The organism is Limimaricola sp. (assembly GCF_016125575.1).
In the GTDB taxonomy this organism is placed as follows: Bacteria; Pseudomonadota; Alphaproteobacteria; order Rhodobacterales; family Rhodobacteraceae; genus WGLM01.
Map to the genome: position 1 here is coordinate 92,552 of NZ_WGLM01000004.1, position 19,788 is coordinate 112,339.

At 67.5% G+C, this 19,788-nt stretch carries 22 protein-coding genes; 11 read left to right on the plus strand and 11 right to left on the minus strand.

Going from position 1 to position 19,788, the window contains the following annotated elements:
- Positions 1–9: 9 nt before the first annotated feature.
- Positions 10–591, plus strand: a complete 582-nt coding sequence (locus tag GC146_RS07365; RefSeq protein ID WP_291836556.1) for a glutathione S-transferase family protein — start codon at positions 10–12, stop codon at positions 589–591.
- Here GC146_RS07365 and GC146_RS07370 read toward each other — a convergent pair.
- The 3 genes from GC146_RS07370 to GC146_RS07380 are packed head-to-tail and all read right to left on the minus strand — an operon-like array spanning position 575 to position 3,097.
- Entirely contained in the window at positions 575–1,747 is a 1,173-nt protein-coding gene (locus tag GC146_RS07370; protein WP_291836559.1) for a TIGR03862 family flavoprotein, read from the minus strand. The genes GC146_RS07365 and GC146_RS07370 overlap by 17 nt on opposite strands.
- Before the next feature lies 1 nt (position 1,748).
- A complete protein-coding gene (locus GC146_RS07375) occupies positions 1,749–2,351 on the minus strand; it encodes an enoyl-CoA hydratase/isomerase family protein (protein WP_291836562.1) in 603 nt (200 codons plus the stop codon).
- Entirely contained in the window at positions 2,348–3,097 is a 750-nt protein-coding gene (locus GC146_RS07380) for an SDR family oxidoreductase (RefSeq protein ID WP_291836565.1), read from the minus strand. Before GC146_RS07380 ends, GC146_RS07375 begins: the two co-directional genes overlap by 4 nt.
- Before the next feature lie 131 nt (positions 3,098–3,228).
- On the opposite strand from GC146_RS07380, the gene GC146_RS07385 reads away from it, so the two are divergent.
- A complete protein-coding gene (locus GC146_RS07385; RefSeq protein ID WP_291836568.1) occupies positions 3,229–4,737 on the plus strand; it encodes a DUF2125 domain-containing protein in 1,509 nt (502 codons plus the stop codon).
- Positions 4,738–4,803: 66 nt separating this feature from the next.
- On the opposite strand, the gene GC146_RS07390 is transcribed toward GC146_RS07385, so the two are convergent.
- Complete coding sequence (locus GC146_RS07390) at positions 4,804–5,535, minus strand: dienelactone hydrolase family protein (protein WP_291836571.1); 732 nt, start codon at positions 5,533–5,535, stop codon at positions 4,804–4,806.
- A gap of 129 nt (positions 5,536–5,664) precedes the next feature.
- On the opposite strand from GC146_RS07390, the gene GC146_RS07395 reads away from it, so the two are divergent.
- The 5 genes from GC146_RS07395 to lpxK are packed head-to-tail and all read left to right on the plus strand — an operon-like array spanning position 5,665 to position 10,329.
- A complete protein-coding gene (locus GC146_RS07395) occupies positions 5,665–7,011 on the plus strand; it encodes a TldD/PmbA family protein (RefSeq protein WP_291836574.1) in 1,347 nt (448 codons plus the stop codon).
- A complete protein-coding gene (locus GC146_RS07400) occupies positions 6,998–7,801 on the plus strand; it encodes a 3'(2'),5'-bisphosphate nucleotidase CysQ (RefSeq protein ID WP_291836577.1) in 804 nt (267 codons plus the stop codon). Before GC146_RS07395 ends, GC146_RS07400 begins: the two co-directional genes overlap by 14 nt.
- 57 nt (positions 7,802–7,858) lie before the next feature.
- Entirely contained in the window at positions 7,859–8,104 is a 246-nt protein-coding gene (locus tag GC146_RS07405) for a DUF4170 domain-containing protein (protein WP_291836580.1), read from the plus strand.
- A gap of 1 nt (position 8,105) precedes the next feature.
- Positions 8,106–9,332: a glycosyltransferase N-terminal domain-containing protein gene (locus GC146_RS07410; RefSeq protein ID WP_291836582.1), complete on the plus strand. Its 1,227-nt coding sequence runs from the start codon at positions 8,106–8,108 to the stop codon at positions 9,330–9,332.
- A 1-nt stretch (position 9,333) separates the two neighbouring features.
- Positions 9,334–10,329 carry a tetraacyldisaccharide 4'-kinase gene (gene lpxK, locus GC146_RS07415; protein WP_291836585.1) on the plus strand — a complete coding sequence of 332 codons (996 nt, stop codon included), beginning with the start codon at positions 9,334–9,336 and terminating at the stop codon, positions 10,327–10,329.
- Here lpxK and GC146_RS07420 read toward each other — a convergent pair.
- The 3 genes from GC146_RS07420 to GC146_RS07430 are packed head-to-tail and all read right to left on the minus strand — an operon-like array spanning position 10,316 to position 12,642.
- Positions 10,316–11,443: a CoA transferase gene (locus tag GC146_RS07420; protein WP_291836588.1), complete on the minus strand. Its 1,128-nt coding sequence runs from the start codon at positions 11,441–11,443 to the stop codon at positions 10,316–10,318. The genes lpxK and GC146_RS07420 overlap by 14 nt on opposite strands.
- Complete coding sequence (locus GC146_RS07425) at positions 11,440–12,120, minus strand: DsbA family protein (RefSeq protein ID WP_291836591.1); 681 nt, start codon at positions 12,118–12,120, stop codon at positions 11,440–11,442. Before GC146_RS07425 ends, GC146_RS07420 begins: the two co-directional genes overlap by 4 nt.
- A 12-nt stretch (positions 12,121–12,132) precedes the next feature.
- Positions 12,133–12,642 (minus strand): DUF721 domain-containing protein, encoded by a 510-nt coding sequence (locus GC146_RS07430; protein ID WP_291836593.1) that lies wholly within the window; start codon positions 12,640–12,642, stop codon positions 12,133–12,135.
- Positions 12,643–12,696: 54 nt separating this feature from the next.
- Between GC146_RS07430 and GC146_RS07435 the strand changes: the two genes are divergently transcribed.
- Positions 12,697–13,755, plus strand: coding sequence for an A/G-specific adenine glycosylase (locus tag GC146_RS07435; RefSeq protein ID WP_291836595.1), 1,059 nt, complete (start codon positions 12,697–12,699; stop codon positions 13,753–13,755).
- A gap of 52 nt (positions 13,756–13,807) precedes the next feature.
- Entirely contained in the window at positions 13,808–14,956 is a 1,149-nt protein-coding gene (locus GC146_RS07440) for an alkane 1-monooxygenase (RefSeq protein WP_291836597.1), read from the plus strand.
- 60 nt (positions 14,957–15,016) lie between these two features.
- On the opposite strand, the gene GC146_RS07445 is transcribed toward GC146_RS07440, so the two are convergent.
- The 4 genes from GC146_RS07445 to GC146_RS07460 all read right to left on the minus strand — a co-directional run bounded on the left by GC146_RS07445 (position 15,017) and on the right by GC146_RS07460 (position 18,651).
- Positions 15,017–16,054 (minus strand): NADP-dependent oxidoreductase, encoded by a 1,038-nt coding sequence (locus tag GC146_RS07445; protein ID WP_291836599.1) that lies wholly within the window; start codon positions 16,052–16,054, stop codon positions 15,017–15,019.
- A 198-nt stretch (positions 16,055–16,252) separates the two neighbouring features.
- The gene (locus tag GC146_RS07450) at positions 16,253–17,359 is read right to left on the minus strand and encodes a site-specific DNA-methyltransferase (RefSeq protein WP_291836601.1); all 1,107 of its coding nucleotides are present in this window, start codon (positions 17,357–17,359) and stop codon (positions 16,253–16,255) included.
- 103 nt (positions 17,360–17,462) lie between these two features.
- Positions 17,463–18,074, minus strand: a complete 612-nt coding sequence (locus GC146_RS07455; RefSeq protein ID WP_291836604.1) for a ribonuclease HII — start codon at positions 18,072–18,074, stop codon at positions 17,463–17,465.
- A 76-nt stretch (positions 18,075–18,150) separates the two neighbouring features.
- Positions 18,151–18,651, minus strand: coding sequence for a hypothetical protein (locus GC146_RS07460; RefSeq protein ID WP_291836607.1), 501 nt, complete (start codon positions 18,649–18,651; stop codon positions 18,151–18,153).
- 170 nt (positions 18,652–18,821) lie between these two features.
- Between GC146_RS07460 and GC146_RS07465 the strand changes: the two genes are divergently transcribed.
- Together GC146_RS07465 and GC146_RS07470 are read left to right on the plus strand one after the other, a co-directional pair.
- The gene (locus GC146_RS07465; protein ID WP_291836609.1) at positions 18,822–19,103 is read left to right on the plus strand and encodes a hypothetical protein; all 282 of its coding nucleotides are present in this window, start codon (positions 18,822–18,824) and stop codon (positions 19,101–19,103) included.
- Positions 19,075–19,779, plus strand: a complete 705-nt coding sequence (locus tag GC146_RS07470) for a hypothetical protein (protein WP_291836612.1) — start codon at positions 19,075–19,077, stop codon at positions 19,777–19,779. The genes GC146_RS07465 and GC146_RS07470 overlap by 29 nt, the downstream gene beginning before the upstream one ends.
- Positions 19,780–19,788 lie beyond the last annotated feature (9 nt).

Genomic DNA, 19,788 nt, shown 5'->3' on the forward strand with positions numbered 1-19,788 from the left:
AGGACCATGATGTATACCGTGATCGGATCGAAGACGACGCGCGCGTTCCGCGTGCTTTGGGCGCTCGAAGAGATGGGTCTGCCCTATCGCCACGAGGCCGAAAAGCCGCGCTCGGCCACCGTCGTCGCGCTCAACCCGTCGGGCAAGGTGCCGGTCCTGCAGGATGGCAACGCGGTACTGACCGATTCGATGGCGATCCTGACCTATCTGGCCGACAAGCATGGCCAATTGACCCATCCCGCCGGCACGATTGCCCGCGCCCGGCAGGACGCGTTGACCTTCCTGCTGCTCGACGAGTTTGACGCGCTGCTTTGGGTCGCGGCCCGTCACAGCTTTATCCTGCCGCCCGAGTTGCGGGTGAAAGAGGTCAAGGACAGCCTGAAATGGGAATTCGCGGAAAGCGCCGCGCGGCTGGCGCCGCAGGTGAAGGGGCCGTTCCTGATGGGCGAGACGATGACGATCGCCGACATCCTTTGCGCCCATGTGCTGCAATGGGCGGCCTCGGCGCGGTTTCCCGATCCGGGCGAGGTGCTGAACGCCTATCGCGCCCGGATGGAGGCGCGACCAGCCTGGATCAGGTTGCAGGACTAAGGCCCAGCCGCCGCAACGCCGCCAGCCCGGCCCGGCGCCCGGTGGCCAGCGACGCGGTGATCAGGTAACCGCCCGTCGGCGCCTCCCAGTCGAGCATTTCGCCCGCGGCATAGGTGCCGGGGCGGTCGCGCAGCATCAACCCCTCGTCCAGCGCGTCAAAGCGCAGCCCGCCCGCGGTGGAGATTGCCTCGTCAATGGGGCGGGGGCCGGCATGGCGCAGCGGCAGCGCCTTCAGCAGCGGCGCGAGATCGGCAGGCAACGGACGTCCGAATTCGTTCAGCAGCGCCGCGCGGGTGCCGACGATCCGCAGGGTGCGGCGCAGGTGGGCCGCCAGCGTCGCCTTGCCCCGCGGCGTGGCCAGCCGGCGCGCGACCTCTGACACGCCAAGATGCGGCAGCAGGTCCAGAAACAGCGGCGCGCCCTCGCGCACCGCGCGCGACACGGCATAGATCCCGCCGCCCTCCAGCCCGCGCGCCGAAATCACGAATTCGCCGCGCGATGTGTCGTGCCCGGCGCGCAGGGCACAGCCCTTCACCGGGCTGCCGAAATGCGGCGCCATGTGCGCCGACCAGTTCACCCGCAGCCCCATGTTGGCCGGCTGGAACGGCGCGACATGGCCCGCCAGGTGCCGGGCCCAGCCGCCATCCGAGCCCAGGCGCGACCAGCTGGCTCCGCCCAGCGCCAGCACGGTGACGTCTGGCGTCAGCACCTCGCGCCCCGCCGGGCCGTCGAGCAGGACCGCCGCGCCGTCCCAGCCCGCCCAGCGGGTGCGGGGCGTCAGGCGCACGCCCTGCGCCATCAGCCGTGCAAGCCAGGCCCGCAGCAGCGGCGAGGCCTTCATCGCCACCGGAAAGACCCGCGCAGAGGTGCCGGTGAACACCTCCTGCCCCAGCCCGCGCGCCCAGTCGGCCACCTCCGGCGGACCGAATTCGGTCAGCGCCGCGCGCAACACGTCGGGCAATGGCGCGAAGGCCGTCAGGAAATCCTCCAGCGGCTGATCCATCGTCAGGTTCAGGCCCGACTTGCCCGCCATCAGGAACTTGCGCCCCGGCGTCGGCATGGCATCGGCCAGACGGACGGAGACGCCCGCCGCCGACAGCACGTCCGCGGCCATCAGGCCGGCCGGACCGGCGCCGATGACAAGAGCCTGCGGCATGTCAGGTCATCCGTTTGAGGCGGGCGACATGCTCGGAGCTCGCCCCCAGCGCCGGGGTGGCCAGCACGTGGGCTTCGGCCATCACGTCATCGGCGACGCGGTCGATCAGGCCGATGGCCAGCGCCTCGGCCGCGTCCAGCCGCGCGCCCGCCAGCAGGATCAGCCGCGCCCGCGCAGGCCCCAGCAGCGCGGCAAGGCGGCCCGGGTCCGAGGGTTGCGGCGCGTAGCCCAGCCGCATCACCGGGTAAAAGAACGAGGCCCCCGGCACAGCCACCCGCAGGTCGCAGGCCAGCGCCATGCCAAAGGCCCCGCCCGCCAGCGTGCCATTCAGCGCCGCGATGGTCAGACAGGGCAGCGCGGCCAGCGCACCCGACAGCCGCTCCCACACCGGATCGGTGGCCAGGCCGGCCTTGGCCGCGTCCAGATCGGCCCCGGCGCTGAAAACCTTGCCGACCCCGGTCAGGATCAGCACCCGTGCCTTGCCCGCCGCATCTTCGGCAATATCGGCCAGTTCGGCCAACATCGCGCCGGTCAGTGCATTGGCCTTGTCAGGACGGTTCAGCGTGACAGTCCAAAGCCCGTCATCGCGGTCGCAGGAAATCATGCAAGCCCCACCGCGTGGCGAATCGCGGGTTCACGCAGCGAGACGTCCTGCCCGAGGTAGCCGTCGGCCTCCGGCCCGCACATCCAGATCAGCGCCTTCGCGGGCCAGTCGGGCGGGATGTGGTCGGACCAGTCCAGCCGCGCGACCGGCCCCACGCCCGACGCCTTGATCGCGCGCTGCATGTCGGTGGCGACGGTGCCGGGTGACAGGCCCATCACCCGCAGGCCGCGAGCCCGGAACTCGGCATCGGCGGTGCGGGTCAGCATATAGGCCCCGGCCTTGGACGCGCAGTAGGCCGACCAGCCACCCAGCGCGTTATGCGCCGCGCCCGACGAGATGGTGATGAACGTGCCCCCGCCTTGCGCCAGCATCTGCGGCGCCGCGGCATGGAGACAATGAAAAACCCCCTTGAGGTTGATGTCGATCGTCGCGCTCCATGCGGAGATATCAGCCTCTTCCAGCGGCCCCATCGGCCCGATCACCCCGGCATTGGCCACAAAGACATCAAGACGGCCAAATCGGTCGACGATCTGGGTCACGGCGGCCGCTACCTGCCCCGCATCGGCCACGTCGCAGGTCACGGCCAAAGCCTCCGGCCCGATCTCGCCCGCGATTCGTTCGGCCGCTGCACCATCGCGCGCCAGAAGCGCCACACGGGCGCCCGCGGCGGCAAAAGCGCGCACCGCGGCCTCTCCGATGCCGCGATTGGCGCCGGTTACCGCAATGACCTGTCCCTGCAGACCCATTCCTGTCCCCTCTTCTGCTCTTGTGGCGTGAAATCGTGCGCTTCACGGATCGAAGGAGTTTTCCCCACCTTGACCGGCTGCGCAAGGCGGGCGAACCTTCCCTTTGGGTTTACAGTGAAAGGATCTTTGAGATGCGCCATTCGACTCTAATCAGATCGGGCGTCTGCGTTGCCGCGATCATCGCCGGCGGTGCGGCATGGGCCGACGTCACCCCGCAGGACGTTTGGAACAACTGGAAGTCCAACATGTCCATGGCCGGCCCCGACGTCGTGCAAAGCGCGTCCGAGTCGACCTCTGGCAACACGCTGACGGTCTCGGGCCTGTCGCTGAATTTCAAAAACAAACAGAATGATGGCACCGCCAAGATTGACGTGGGCGACGTGGTGTTCACCGGCAACGGCGATGGCACCGTGACCGTCACTGTGCCCGAGAAGATGCCCTTCAATATGGACATGACCGATTCCAGCGGCAGCCAGACGATCAGCGCGGACGTCATTGCCGCCGGGATGAAGATGGTCGTCAGCGGGACGCCGGACGCGATGAACTATGCCGTCAGCGCCAACCGTTACGGCTTTGCGCTGACCGGCGTGACGCAGGACGGCGACGCGGTGCCGACAGATGCCACGGTCAACCTCAACAACGTGTCGGCCAATTACCTGGCCAAGACCGGCGACATGGACGGTTTCACCTACTCGATGACCGCAGACACGCTGGACATGCTGGTCGAGTCGAAGGATCAGCAAGCCGGCCCGTTCACCCTGTCGGGACAGATCGGGCAGGTTGCCGCGACGGGTAATGTCACCATGCCCAAGGGCATGGATATGTCGAACCCGTCTGCGGCCTATGCGCAGGGCTTTGCCTTCCAGGGCGGTTATACCTTCGGATCGGCGAATTATCTCTTCAGCTCGGACGCCAGCGACGGCAAGACCGACGGGACGATCTCGCTTCAGGACGCGTCGCTTGACGCCGCGCTCAGCAAGGACGGGCTGACCTACGATACGACGGTCAACGGGCTGAAAGTTTCTGTCACCACCTCCAGCCTGCCGTTTCCGATCAACATCAGCATGTCGCAACTGGCCTATGGCCTGACCTTCCCGCTGTCCAAGTCCGACACGCCGGTGCCCTATGCGATGAACGTCAACCTCGCCGATGTCGCCGTCAATGAAGAGATCTGGTCGATGATCGACCCCACCGGGATGCTGCCCCACGACCCGGCAACGGCCAAGATCGACGTTTCAGGCACGGCAACGCTGGCCTATGACCTGATGGACCCGGCTCAGGCTGCCGCCGCCGCTGCCGACGCACCGGGCGAGGTCAATTCGGTCGACCTCAACGATCTGAACGTTGCCATTGCCGGCGCTTCTCTGACCGGCACAGGCCACGTGACCCTCGATAACACCGACATGACGACCATGCCCGGCATGCCACGCCCGGACGGCAGCATTACCTTGCAGTTGAACGGCGCGAACGGCCTGCTGGACACCTTGGTCAAGATGGGCCTTGTCCCCGATGATCAGGCCCAGATGGGCCGGATGATGATGGGCATGTTCGCCAAGGTCGTGGGCGACGATCAGTTGACCTCGACCATCGAGTTCACAAAGGACGGCCAGATCCTCGCCAACGGCCAACGGATCAAGTAGGCCAACGCGATACGGCAAGACAAAGGGCCGCCGGGTGATCCCCGCGCGGCCCTTTTTTCGTGGCGGCTATAGCGTCTCGCCGAAAAACGTGGCCAGCCGGAGCCAGTGCCTCTCGGCCGCGGCCGGATTGTGCACGGAATGGTCCGGCACCGCCCAGCCATGCTCGGCACCGACATAGTTCTCGATGATATGATCGACGCCGGCGTCGCGCAGTGCCTGTGCCAGCCGTGCCGACTGTTCGGGGGGAAACGACTTGTCGACACCGGCACAGCCGACATAGACTCGGCCCTTGATCTGGCCCGCGCGCAGGTGCGGGCTGTCAGGCGCGTCGCCGGCAAGGTGCCCACCATGGATCGAGGCGGCAGCGACGATGCGGTCGGGATAGGCTGCGGCGGCCGTCAGCGCACGTGCGCCCCCCATGCAATAGCCCACCGTTCCCACCGAACCGGATACGCCCGCGGCCGTCAGCGCATCAAGGAAAGCGCCGGTATCGGCCTCCGTCATGGCCTGTGTCGTCTTGCCGATCATGCCCATCAGCTGGGCGCGGACCTCGGGGTTGGCAAACGCCGTGGCGGCATCGAACGGGCCGTAGGGGCCAAATCGATAGAACAGGTCCGGCAGCAGCACCGCATGACCCATGGCCGCCAGTCGTCCGGCCATGGCTTCCAGCCCGGGGCGCGGACCGAAGGCATCCATGTAAAGGATAATGGCGCTTTGCGGCGTCGCACCCTCGGGCGTGAACAGCGTTGCCGGCGCGGTGCCGTCGGGTGTGGTAATCTGCAACGATCGCTGGGGCATGACTGTGTCCTTCCATGTCGGGATGGGCCTTACCTAACACGTCCCTGTGCGGCGGCCAGAGGTGGTACTGCAGCCTTGCGGGCCGGGAAGGCAAAGACTACCTCTGCCTCAACCCCAAGGAGCGCCGCCATGACTGTTTCGCTTGCCGATCTGACCGCACAATTGCTGGATGTCGCCCGCGCCGCGGGCGCCGAGGCCGCCGATGCAATCGCCGTCGACGGCACTTCGGTCTCGATCGCGGTGCGGCAGGGCGCGCTGGAGCAGGCAGAGCGCTCCGAAGGGATCGACATCGGCCTGCGCGTTCTGATCGGGCGCCGACAGGCCTGCGTTTCCTCGTCCGACACCCGCCCCGAAACCCTGCGCCAGATGGCCGAACGCGCCGTGGCAATGGCCCGCGAGGCGCCCGAGGATCCGACAGCCGGGCTGGCCGAGCCCGGCCAGATCACCAAGCGGACCGACACCGAGGCGCTGGACCTTTACGATCCAAGCGACGAGCCCGACCCCGCCGTCCTTGAGGATGACGCTCGCCGCTGCGAGGCCGCCGCGCTGGCGGTCAAGGGCGTCACCCGGATTGACGGCGCATCCGCCGGCTATGGGCGTCGGCGCGTTCACATTGCCGCGACCAACGGCTTCTCTGCAGGCTTTGGCCGCAGTGACCGGGCGCGCGGCTGCGTCGCCATCGCCGGCGAAGGCACCGGGATGGAGCGCGACTGGGATTTCGACAGCCGCGTTTTTCAGTCCGACCTGCGCGATGCCGACGAGATCGGCCGCATTGCCGGCGAGCGCGCGGTGGCCCGGCTGGGTGCACGGCGGCCGAAAACGGGCGCCTATCCGGTGATCTTTGACGAACGGGTCGCCTCTTCTCTGATCGGCCATCTGCTGCAGGCCGCCAACGGCATGATGATCGCGCGCGGCAGCAGCTGGCTCTTGGGCCGGATGGACAGCCAAGTCCTGCCCAAGGGCCTGTCGGTGATCGAGGATCCGCACCGCGCCCGCGTCCCGGGCTCGCGCCTGTTCGATGCCGAGGGGCTGCCCACCGCCCGGCGCGAGATCGTCGCGGACGGGATCCTGCGCAGTTGGACGCTTGACCTTGCCACGGGGCGCAAGCTGGGCCTGCCCAGCACCGGCAACGCCGCGCGCGGCACCGGCGGACCGCCCTCTCCGTCCACCAGCAACATCGCCCTGACCGAGGGCACGTCCAGCCGCGACGACCTGATCGCGCAGATGGGCACGGGCCTGCTGATCACGCAGATGATCGGCTCCACCATCAACCCCAACACCGGCGACTATTCGCGCGGGGCGTCGGGGTTCTGGGTGGAAAACGGCCAGATCGCCTACCCGGTCAACGAATGCACCGTGGCGGGCAACCTGCTGGAATTCTTGCCGCGGATCACGCCCGCCAACGACGCACGCCACCACCTTGGCACCGTCGTTCCCTCGCTTCTGGTCGAGGGGCTGACGCTTGCCGGCGACTGATCTGACCCTGTTGACCGACGCCGCACGAGAGGCGGGTGTCATTGCCAAACGCCATTTCGAGGACGGCCCGCGGGCCTGGGACAAGCCACATGGCGCTGGCCCAGTCACCGAGGCCGACCTTGAAGTGGACGCCATGTTGCGGCGCGAGCTGACCCGCGCGCGCCCGAATTATGGCTGGCTGTCGGAAGAGACAGAGGACAATCCGGCCCGTCTGCAGGCCACAAACACGTTCATCGTCGATCCCATCGACGGCACCCGCGCCTTCATCGAAGGGGCACAGGACTGGGCCCATTCGCTGGCCATTGCAGAACATGGCCGGGTGACCGCCGCCGTCGTCTACCTGCCGCTACGCGAGATGATGTTCTGCGCAGAGGCTGGCGGTGGTGCGACACTCAACGGCCAGCCGATCGTCGTCAGCAAACTGCGTGAGCTGAACAGTGCGACCGTGCTGGCTGCGCGCCCCAGCCTTGACCCGGTCCACTGGCGGGACGGTGCCACGCCACCCGTTCAGCGCAAGTTCCGCACCTCTCTGGCCTATCGGCTGTGCCTTGTCGCCGCGGGCCGGTTCGACGCCATGCTGACCCTGCGGCCAACATGGGAGTGGGATGTGGCGGCAGGCGCGCTTATCGTGGCCGAGGCGTCGGGCCACGCGACCGACCGCAGCGGCGCGCCGTTGCGTTTCAACAACCCGCATCCGCAGGTTGACGGGATCGTGGCGGCCGGCGAGGTGCATGGCGCGCTTGTGGCGCGTCTTGCGCCCCAAGCTGCGCCCGCTGCCCCGTTTGCTTGACCCCGCACCGCATTTCCTTAGGGTGCGCCAGAATTTGCGACCTAACCCGAGGACCAGATGACCCAGCGCCTGCACCTTGTTTTCGGCGGCGAACTGCTCGACCCAAGCCGCAACGTCTTTCGCGATGTGAAGGACATCCATATCGTCGGCATGTTCCCCGATTATGCCAGCGCCTATTCGGCCTGGAAGGCCGAGGCGCAGCGCACCGTCGACGACGCGCACATGCGCTATTTCATCGCCCATATTCACCGTTTGCGGGACGAGGCGGCGCCGGCCTCGGCGACCGAGGAAATGGGCGATTGAGATGAGCCCGCGGCCCCCGCTGGCCGGCTTGGTTCCGCGCAGCTGGCGCGAGCCCGCGGGAAACGCGGAGGCCGGGGCGGTGCGGCCACCGGGGCGCCTGTTGTGGGTGCGGGGGGCGAACGCGGCGCAAATCGGTGCCGTTGCCGCACTGGCCCAGCGCCTGCAGGACGAGGCCGGGCCGCTTTCAGTGCTTCTGACCCTGCCAGATGCCGTGCCCCAGACCTTGCCTGAAAGCCTGCCCGGGGCCGAGATGCTGGTGCAGCCACAACCGGCCCCGGGCCGAACGGCAGCGCGGGCCTTTCTCGAGACTTGGGCGCCGGACATGCTGCTGTGGCTGCGGGGTGATCTTGATCCCGCCCTGCTGGCCGAGGTGGCGGCGCGTGATCTGCCCGCAATCCTTGCCGAAGCCGGGCCAGAGGCGCTGCATCTTACCTCGGGCGGCTGGCGGCCCGGCGCGTTGCGCGCGGTGCTGCGACGGTTCAGCAGAATCCTTGTCAGTGACGGACCGGTGCTGGCACGTCTGCGGCGCGCCGGTGCCGATGACGTGCAGATGGAACTGTCGGGCAAGCTGGAAGACACCGTGGCCGTTCTGGGCTGCAACGACCGCGAGCGGCGCGACATCGCCGCCAGCCTTGGCGCGCGCCCGGTCTGGCTGGCCGCCGATACGCCGCTGGACGAGGCCGCGCTGTTGGCGCAGGCTCATGCAGTAGCAAACCGGCGCACGCACCGGCTGCTGCTGATCCTTGATACGCGCAACCGCTTGGACGGGCCGGAGATGGCGGCACGGCTGCAGGCAGCGGGGTTTCAGACCGCGCTGCGCAGCTCCGAGCAGGAGCCGGTTGAGACGATTCAGGTTTATGTCGCCGATGGCGATGGCGAATTGGGGCTGTGGTATCGGCTTGCGCCAATCACCTATATCGGCGGCACCCTGACAGGGCAGGGCCTGCGCCACCCGTTCGAGGCGGCAGCCCTTGGATCGGTCGTGGTACATGGCCGCGCCACCATGCCCTTTGCCGAAAGCTATCGTCGGCTAGCCGCGGCCGGGGCCAGCCGGCAGGTCAGCGGACCCGAAGATCTGGGCCGCATGGTGGAAGGCCTGCTGGAGCCCGACAAGGCGGCGACCATGGCCCATGCCGCGTGGGACGTCACCTCGAGCGGTGCCGACGTGACCAACCGGCTGATCATGCTGATCACCGAAATGGGCGATGCGCCCCGAAGAGGCGCCTGACATGCCCGCCCCTCGCTTCTGGTTCACCCCGCCCGACAAGCCCACGCTGGCCGCACGCGCGCTGGCGCCGCTTGGCGCGCTTTATGCCGCGGCAACAGCGCGGCGGCTGCGGCAGGGCACGCCGCTGAAGGCCGCCGTGCCGGTCATCTGCATCGGCAACATCAACGTCGGCGGCACCGGCAAGACGCCGACGGCCATCGCGCTGGCGATGCGGCTGTCGGGCTGGGGCTGGTCGCCGCATATCGTCAGCCGCGGCCACGGTGGCAGCCTAACCGGCCCGGTCCGCGTCGACGAACGCCGCCACGGGGCCGCCGAAACGGGGGACGAACCGCTGTTGCTGGCCGCCTTCGCGCCCACCTGGGTGGCCCGCGACCGCGCGGCCGGCGTGCAGGCGGCACAGGCGGCGGGCGCGGACGTGATCCTGCTGGATGACGGGTTCCAGAACCCGGCCGTGGCCAAGGACCTGTCGATCGTCGTCGTCGATGCCGCGCGCGGTTTCGGCAACGGCCGCGTCATGCCGGCGGGGCCGCTGCGCGAGCCGGTGACGGTCGGGCTGGCGCGCGCCGACCTCGTCCTGGTCATCGGCGCGCCCGAGGCACGCGCGGCCTTCCGCAAGGCACGGCCGCTGCCGGTGCCGCTGGCCGAGGGGCAGCTGCAACCTCTGCGGACCGGCATGGTCTGGCAGGGCCTGCCGGTTCTGGCCTTCGCGGGCATCGGCGATCCGGCGCGTTTCTTCGCCACGCTGCGCGGGCTGGGGGCCGAGGTGGTGCGCGGCGAGGCGCTGGAGGATCATCAACCGCTGACGGCGGCCCTGATGACCCGGCTGGAGGCCGAGGCGAAGATGCGGCGTGCCCAACTGGTGACCACCGAGAAGGATGCCGTGCGCCTGCCAGCAAGCTTTCGGCAGAAGGTGCTGACGCTGCCTGTGCGGCTGGAACTGGATGACTGGGCGCTGGTTGACGCCGCGCTGGCGCGGATCGGCGTCACCCCTCGTTAAGCAGACCGTCATCGGCCCCCAGCCGGGGCGAGGGACGCTCCAGCGCAAGCTCGGCGTCAGAAAACCTGATTGGTGTACGCACCGACGGCACGCCATCAAGAACGACCTGCATCTGGCGGTGCACGATTTGCGGATCGGCAAAGACTTCGGCCATGTCGTTGATCGGCCCGGCTGGCACACCCTGTTCTTCGCAGGCAGCCAGCAACGCCGCCTTGGTCCAGCCCAGCGTCGCCGCCGACAACCGCGCCACAAGATCCTCACGCCGGGCCAGCCGGTCGGCGTTGGTGGCATAGGCGGGATCGTCGGCCAATTCCGGCAGGTTCAGGATACGGCACAGCTTGCGATACTGGCTGTCATTGCCGCTGGCGATGATGATGAAGCCGTCGGCGCAATCGAAGACCTGGTAGGGCACGATATTGGGGTGCGCGTTGCCCAGCCGCGTCGGCGGCGTGCCGGTGGTGAGGTAATTCATCGCCTGGTTCGCCGTCATCGCCACGGCCACGTCGAAAAGCGCCATGTCGATCTGCTGGCCGCGCCCCGTCACCCCGCGCTGGTGCAGCGCGGCAAGGATGGCGGTTGTCGCGTAGACCCCGGTCATCAGGTCGGTGACGGCGACACCCACCTTCTGCGGCTGGCGGTCGGGCTCGCCCGTGATCGACATCAGCCCCGACATACCTTGCAGGATATAGTCGTAGCCCGCGCGCGCGGCATAGGGGCCGTCCTGCCCGAAGCCGGTGATCGAGCAGTAGATCAGCCGCGGGTTCAGCGCGGACAGGCTGGCGTAATCCAGCCCGTATTTTACCAGCCCGCCAACCTTGAAGTTCTCGATCAGCACGTCGGCCTCGGCCACGAGACGGCGCACCTGCGCCTGCCCCTCGGCCGTGCGCAGGTCCACCACGACCGAGCGCTTGCCGCGGTTGCAGCCGTGGAAATAAGCCGCCGCACGCTCGCCCTCGCGGGTGACGAAGGGCGGGCCCCAGGTGCGGGTATCGTCGCCTTCGGGGGATTCGATCTTGATCACCTCGGCGCCGAGATCGGCCAGCGTCTGCCCGGCCCAGGGACCGGCCAGGATCCGGGCAAGCTCGACGACCTTCAGGCCGGCGAGCGGTGTCATCCGGCCAGCTGCGCGTCCAGGATCTTGGCGAAATCCTCGTAGGACATGTTGGTGTATTTCACGCCGTTGATGAGGAAGGTCGGCGTGCCCTGAATGCCGTCACGGTCGGCATTGGTCTGGCTGACCGACAGGATCGACTGCGCCATCGTGGCGTCGCCAAGGCATTTTTCGAGCGTCGCGTCGTCGAAGCCTGCAACCTTGCCCATCTGCCGCAGACCGCTGGCGATCGAGGCCATGTCGCCGCCCGCGGCCCAGTCCTGCTGACGCTTGAACAGAAGGTCCGAAATGCCGAAGTAGCGCAGCCCGCCATCGCAACGCGCCAACATCGACGCCCAGATGTCGGGCCGGTTACGCACCAGTTCGCGGTAGATGAACTTGATCTTGCCGGTCTGAACGTAGTTTGCGTCGATCTTGGGCCACTGGTCGGCATGGAACTCGGCACAGTGCGGGCAGGTGAACGAGCCGTATTCAATCACCGTCACCTTGGCGTCAGGATTGCCCAGCGTCATGTCCGGAACCAGCGACGGGTCGGCGACAGGCGCGGTCGCGGCGGCCGAGCCATCGGCCATTGCGGGCCCCGGAAGCAGCCCTTCCGCCTGTCCCTGACGGGTCAGGTACCAGGCGCCACCCAGCGCTGCGACGGACACACTTGCGGTCAGAAAGGCACGACGGTTCATGAAATCCTCGGATCAGTTATAACGTTTGGACAAAACATTGGCGGCTAGCTGCTGAAGCGCAAGACGCAAAGTGTCATCTTCAACACCTTGTGCGGCCGCGCGCGCCTCGGCCAGAAGGGCCGGGTCGGGCGCAGGTGGGGGCTTTTTCGGGGCCGGGCCAAAGGCGATGCGGCCTTCGGCGAACCCGGTCGGCGCGGTCTGGGTCACCCGCACCCGCGCGATGGCGCGGTAGCCGTAGCAGGCATTCACCTTGTCGCGGATCTGGTCCTTCTGCATCTCGATCATCGGCGCATGTGCACCGGTCACCAGAACCACCAATGTGGCACCCATGCCGCCTTGCGAAAAGCTGACGCTGACCGGTTGCGCGACGGCGGCAATGTCTTCGCCCACGATCTCGGGCCAATGGGTCAGGACCCGCGTCTCGGTAAAGCCGCGCCCTTCGGTCCCGGCCCGGATCTGCGATTGCAGCAGCGTGGCGGCGCGAGAAAAACCGCGTGTCGATGTGTGGCGTGGCTGTTTCATGTCTGCGCGCTATTCTAGACCGATGTCTGCGCCATGACACCCCGAAAGAACGCAATGCCTGTCCCTGCCCTCAGCGCCACACTTCTGGACTGGTATGACCACCACGCGCGCGACTTGCCGTGGCGTGTGCCCCCGGCGGCGCGCAAGGCGGGCATCCGGCCGGACCCGTACCGCGTCTGGCTGTCCGAGGTGATGCTGCAACAGACCACCGTCGCCGCGGTCCGGTCCTATTTCCACCGTTTCACCACGCTGTGGCCCAGCGTGGCCGCCCTTGCCGCGGCCGACGATGCCGCGGTGATGGCCGAATGGGCCGGGCTGGGCTATTACGCCCGGGCGCGCAACCTGCTGAAATGCGCCCGCGCCGTGGTGGCGGATCATGACGGCCGTTTTCCCGACAAGGTGGCAGGGCTGCGGGGCCTGCCGGGCATCGGCCCTTACACCGCCGCCGCCATTGCCGCCATCGCCTTCGACCGGGCCGAAACGGTGGTGGACGGCAACGTGGAACGGGTGATGGCGCGGCTGCATGACGTTCACACCCCCCTGCCCGCCGCCAAGGCCGAGCTGACGGCCCTGGCCGCCGCCCTTACACCTGCCGCGCGCCCCGGCGACTATGCACAGGCGGTGATGGACCTGGGCGCGACGATCTGCACCCCCCGGTCTCCCGCCTGCGGCATCTGCCCCTGGCGTGCGTCCTGCGCCGCGCGCATGGCGGGCACCGCGCCGGACCTGCCGAAAAAGACGCCGAAAAAGGCACAGCCCGTGCGGCGCGGCTTTGCCTATGTCGCGCGGCGCGCTGATGGGGCCTGGCTGCTGGAAACGCGGCCCGACAGCGGCCTTCTGGGGGGCATGCTGGGCTGGCCCTGTTCGGACTGGTCCGACGTGCCCGACCCCGCCCCGCCCCTCGATGCCGACTGGTCGCGGCTGGGCGCCGAGGCGCGCCATACCTTCACGCATTTCCACCTACGGCTGGAAATCCTGACCGCGCGCCTGCCGCTCGATGCGGCCCCAGCCCGCGGCCAGTGGGTACCGGCAGCGGCATTTCGCCCCGCCTCGCTGCCCACGGTGATGCGCAAGGTGCATGACCTTGCGGCGGCCAGCCTGCGTCATGATTGAGCCAACATCGCATGGCAGCTAGGATAGGCCCACGCGATCAGGACCGAACCGGATGACCATCGCCCCCGACACCGCACGCCCCGTTGCCGCGCGCCTTGGCGCCGCGCTGCCGTTCTGGCTGTCGCTGGGGCTGCTGCCGCTGGTATGGATCGAGGCATCGGTGGGCGGCTGGTCGCTGATCCTGCTGCCGCTGTCGACATGGTATCTCTTCGCGCTGATCGACGCCGTGGTGGGGCTGAACACCGAGAACGCGGACCTTTCGACGCCCGATGATGCGCTGTTTTGGTATCGGCTGATCACGCTGCTCTGGCCGGGGCTGCAGGCACTGGTGATCTTCGGCACGCTCTGGGCCGCCACCCACGACAGTTCGATGGCGCTGTGGGAAAAGTGGGCGCTTTTCGCCGGGATCGGGGTGATCACCGGCACCATCGGCATCAACTACAGCCACGAGCTGATGCACCAGAAACCGCGGTGGGAACGCCTGCTGGGCGACCTGCTGCTGGCGATGGTGATGTATTCGCATTTCCGGTCAGAGCATCTGCGGGTCCATCACCGCTACGTCGGCACCCCGCGCGACCCGGTGACGGCCCGCTACAACGAGGGGTTCCACCGCTTCTTTCCGCGCGTGCTGTGGCAATGCCTGGTGTCGTCCTTCCGGGCCGAGGCGGCGATGCTGGCGCGCAAGGGGCGGCCGTGGTGGGATGCGGCGAACCCGTTCTGGCGCTACTGGGCGCTGGAGGCGGCCTTCGTCGCGCTGGCGGCGCTGATCGGTGGCTGGGTGGGGGTCTGGCTGTTCCTGACGCAGGCCTTCATCGCGATCTGGCAGCTGGAACTGGTCAACTACGTCGAACATTACGGGCTGACCCGCAAACACCTTGGCGGTGGCAAGTATGAACATGTCCTGCCGCGGCATTCGTGGAACGCGGCGCACCGGGTGTCGAACTGGCTGCTGATCAACCTGCAGCGCCATTCCGACCATCATTACAAGCCCGACCGCCGGTTTCCGCTGCTGCAGAACTATGCCGATGACGACGCGCCGAACCTTCCCTTCGGCTACCCGGTGATGACGATTGCCGCGATGATGCCGCCCCTCTGGCGGCGGATCATGAACCCGCGGGTGCGGGCCTGGCGGCGCAAGTTCTACCCCGAGATCACCGACTGGCAGCCCTACAAGACGGCGTCGAACCCGATGCCGCGGTAGCGCCCCCGTGGGGGCGCCTTCCCGGCGACTGGAGCCACCGCATCAGGGAGGCGGTGCGCCTCACGCAGCCCCGGCATCGGGGCCGACACGCACCAGCGCCTTGCCGAAATTGCCGCCTTCCAGCAGCGACAGGAAGGCCGCGGGCGCGTTTTCCAGCCCGTCGGTCACGGTCTCGCGCAGCTTCATGCGGCCCGACATCACAAGCGGGGCCACCTCGGCGGCGAAAGCGCCCGAGCGGTCGAAATGGTCCGAGACGATGAAACCCCGCACGTTCAGCCGCCGGGTAAGGATTGTGCTCCAGACGCGGGGAAGCGGCAGTGCTTCGTCGAAGTTCTGGCCACTATACCACGCGATCATGCCGCAAAGCGCGATGCGCCCGCCGGTGGCCATGTTGGGCATGACGGCGGCCAGCGTCTTGCCGCCGACATTCTCGAAATAAACGTCGATCCCGTCCGGCGCGGCCTCGCGCAGCGCGGCGCGCAGGGCCTTTTCATCCAGCGCGTGGTGATCGAGGCAGACATCATAGCCAAGCTCGGACGTGGCCCAGACGCATTTCTCGGGCCCGCCGGCAACGCCGATGACGCGCGCGCCGCGCGCCTTGGCCAGCTGCCCGGCCACGCTGCCCACCGCCCCGGTCGCGGCCGAGATCACCACCGTTTCGCCCGGCTTCATCGGCGCGATGTCGGTCAGGCCGACCCATGCGGTCATGCCCGGCATCCCCAGCACGCCCAGCGCGGTCTGCGGCGGCGCAAGGCGCGGATCGACCTTGCGCAGACCCGCGCCGTCGGAAATGGCGTGCGTCGTCCAGCCGAAGGCCCCCATCACCAGATCGCCCACGGCAAAGCCCGGGTGGCGCGAGGCCACGACCTCGGCCACCGCGCCGCCGGTCATCACCGCGCCAAGCGCCACGGGCGCGGCGTAGGACGGCCCGTCATCCATGCGGCCGCGCATGTAGGGATCGAGCGACAGCCAGATCACCCGGACAAGCAGCTCGCCCTCGGTGGGGTCGGGCAACGGGTGTTGCTCCAGCCGGAAGTTTTCCAGCGTGGCCGGCCCCTGCGGGCGGCTGGCAAGGACGATGGACGTGGCGGTAGTCATGGCGCGTCTCCCCGTGGTTGTGCCCCTTCTGGGCCGAACGGATGGCGATTGCCAGCAACATGCGCGTGACGTGTCGGCAGCGGGGAACGAAAGGCCAGAACGAAAAGACCCCGCCGACCTGTCAAGGACGGCGGGGCAGGTGGGTGCGGGCGCGGGGGCGTTGCCCCGTCAGGCCACAGGCACCGGCGGTATTTTGGATCAGTGGCGCGCCATCTCGGCGCGGATCTGCTGGCGCAGAAGGTCGATCGGGATCTGCTGACCGTCGCGCTTGAAGTGCCAGTAGGTCCAGCCGTTGCAGCTGGGCGCGCCTTCCAGGTGCGCGCCAACCTGGTGGATCGAGCCCTTCACGTCATCGGCGATCAACGTGCCGTCTGCGCGCACCTTGGCGGCCTGCCCGCGCCCGTTGACCAGCACCTCACCCGGCCGCAGCATCCCGCGTTCGACCAGCACGCCGAAGGCCACCCGCGGTTCGGCCCGCTTGGACGTGGAGACCTCCAGCGCAGAGCGGTCGAACTTGCGCACGGCAGCGATGCGTTTCTCGGCGGCGCGGCGATAGCTTTCCTCGCGCTCGATCCCGATGAAGTGACGGCCCAGCATCTTGGCGACAGCACCCGTGGTGCCGGTGCCGAAGAACGGGTCCAGCACAACGTCGCCGGGGTTGGTGGTGCCCACCAGCAGACGGTGCAGCAGCGCCTCGGGCTTTTGCGTGGGATGCGCCTTGTCGCCCGCCTCGTCCTTCAGGCGTTCATGGCCCGTGCAGAGCGGGATCACCCAGTCCGAGCGCATCTGCACGCCTTCGTTCAGCGCCTTCAGCGCCTCGTAGTTGAAGGTGTATTTCGCGCCTTCGGACTTGCTGGCCCAGATCAGCGTCTCATGGGCGTTGGTAAACCGCTTGCCGCGGAAATTGGGCATCGGGTTGGACTTGCGCCAGACCACGTCGTTGAGAATCCAGAAGCCCTGGTTCTGCAGCTCGGCGCCCATGCGAAAGACGTTGTGATAGCTGCCGATCACCCAGATCGCGCCATTGGGCTTCAGCAGCCTACGCGCCGCCGTCAGCCAATCATGCGTGAAGCGGTCATAGGCGGCAAAGCTGGCGAACTGGTCCCACGCGTCATCGACGGCGTCGACCTTGGAATTGTCGGGACGGTGCAGGTCGCCGCGCAGCTGCAGGTTATAGGGCGGATCGGCGAAGATCAGGTCGACCGACGCCTCCGGCAGCGCGTTCATCTGCGCGATGCAATCGCCGTCAAGAATGGTGTCAAGCGGCAGCGCGCTGGCGCGCCCGCTGGTGGTTTTCGTCGTCATCGGTCTGCCTCGTCCCCGGCGGTTGGTTCCGCTCGTTCCTTTGGACAAGATGAGTCAGGACCGATTCGCTGTCAAAAACTTTTTTGAATCAACGGGTTAAGAATTAATCTTGATACAAGATGTTGTGCACCGGCCGGAACGACCGCCTATGGTGTGGGGTGACCCCCAAATCTTGAAGTGCCTTGCGATGCGCGGCGCTGGGATAGCCTGCGTTCCGCTCCCATCCATAGCCGGGATGCTGTTGCGCCAAGTCCACCATGATGCGATCGCGCGTGACCTTGGCGATGATCGAGGCCGCCGCGATGGAAAGCGACAGCGCGTCGCCCTTGACGATGGCGGTGGCGGGCACGGCCAGACCGCGCGGCAACAGATTGCCATCGATCAACGCGTGGTCAGGCGGCGGCAACAGGTCCGCCAGCGCCCGCTCCATCGCCAGGTGCGACGCGCGCAGGATGTTGAGGCTGTCGATCTCGGCAACCGAGGCCAGCCCGACAGACACCTCTGCCGCGGCCATGATCGCGTCGAACAGCGCGGGCAGGCGCGCCTTGGCGATGGTCTTGGAATCGTTCAGCCCCGGCGGGATGCTGCCGGGGGTCAGGATCACCGCGGCGGCCACGACTGGCCCTGCCAGCGGGCCGCGCCCGGCCTCATCCACACCGGCGACGCGGGCAGCGCCGGTGGCGCGTTCATGGCTGAGGTCAGGAAGGCTGGACATGCGGCCACAAAGCAAGGCCGCGGCGCCCGATCAAGGGAAATCACCGCGGCCCGAAGGAGAACAGGGTTGTCTGGGACTAGTGGCGGCGGTCCTGGCCCCATTGGCCACCCCAACCCCCGCCCCAGCCGTTGCCGCCGTCGCGGCGGCCCCAGCGCTGCGCCTCGACCGAGTAGCCCGCCGCGGCGAGGCATTGCGGATCATAGCCGCGCTCGCGCCCGTAACGGCCACGCACGACCTCCATGCAGTTGTCGGGCAGGTGACGGGCGCCGGCATAATTGGCGCGCAGGCAGGAGGGATCGAACAGGCGCACGACGCCGTGGCGGGTATCGACCCGGTCGAGGCATTGCGCGGGCAGCGCGCGGCTGAACCGGTCGGGACGGGTTGGGGCCGGGCGGGCCGGAGCGGGCGCGGCATGGGACCGGCTGTCATTGATCGCGGCACCGATGATGGCAAGCGCGCCCAGACCGATGATGAGGTTGCGCGCCTGTGTGCCACTGTCGGCGAAGGCGGGGGTGGCGGACAGGCCCGAGAGGGCGAGCGAGGCGGCGGCGACACCGGCAAGAAGGGTCTTTTTCATGTGCTTGGTCCTTTTGGTTTGACGGCATCGGCAGACGGGCCCGATGCGATGAACCAACCTTGCGAGCGGTCCGGAAGGTCAGGCAATAACGCCACCGGGCCATCCGATAACCTTCGCAAACCGCGTCGGCGCTATTGAATATCACCACGGCCCGAGGGCAGAGTGACGACATGAAAATCCTTTCTCCCATCGTCCTTGTGCTGAGCCTTCTCGCGACCACTGCGCAGGCCAGTTGCTATGCCGATTACAAGGCCAAGCAGGACAATCCGCTGCGCCTTCAATATGGCGTGGCGCAGATCAATGGGACTTGCACAGTCGGGGCCGCCCGTGCGGAACTGGCACCGCGACTGGCTGCCGCTGGCTGGCAGCTGCTGAACGTCGTATCTGTCTTCGACGAGTCGGGGCTTGCAGAAAGGAAAGACAGTGCCGGAGAATACTACCTCCGCTATTGAGGCGCGCCAGACCGGCAGCCGTGTCGTCATCGCAGGTATCGTCTCCATCGTGTTGATTCTGGCGATGACGGCGGTGTTGCTGTTTGCCAACTTGCCGGATGCCAGCGCCTTCAACGCCCGTGTCGAGAAGCTGTTTGTCGACAACAACGACCTGACATCGCAGGCCGAGGTGAAGCTGCTTGAAATCCTCGGCAACTCGACCACCGCCTTCTCACAGACGCTCGATTCCTACCGTTTCGTGATCTTCGTGCTGCTGGTCTTTGCCACAGCATTGTTGATCGCGGCGGTGGCCTTCCTTGTGATGCTGGTGGCGCTGAACCGGCGGATGGGCCAGATCGAGCGCAAGGGGATCGAGGTGAACTCGCTGATCATCAGCCGTGACCAGAAATCGGTTTACCTGAACAATTTCGAGTTCAGGCTGACCGATGCCGCTATCGAGACATTAAGCGTACTTGCCGAGGCGCGAATGGATGACGAGGTGCTGACAGGCGCGCAGATCGAGGGCGTGATCTCGGGCCGCGACCCGGCCGATTGCGACGAGGCCGCCGGCGCGACCCGAATCAAGCGTTTGCGCGACACGTTGGGCAACCAGTTGGTCAGCGAACTGCTGGTCAAGAATATCGCGCGGCACGGCTACATGCTCGCTATCGACAAGGACGTGATCCAGATGGTCTGAAGTGGCCCC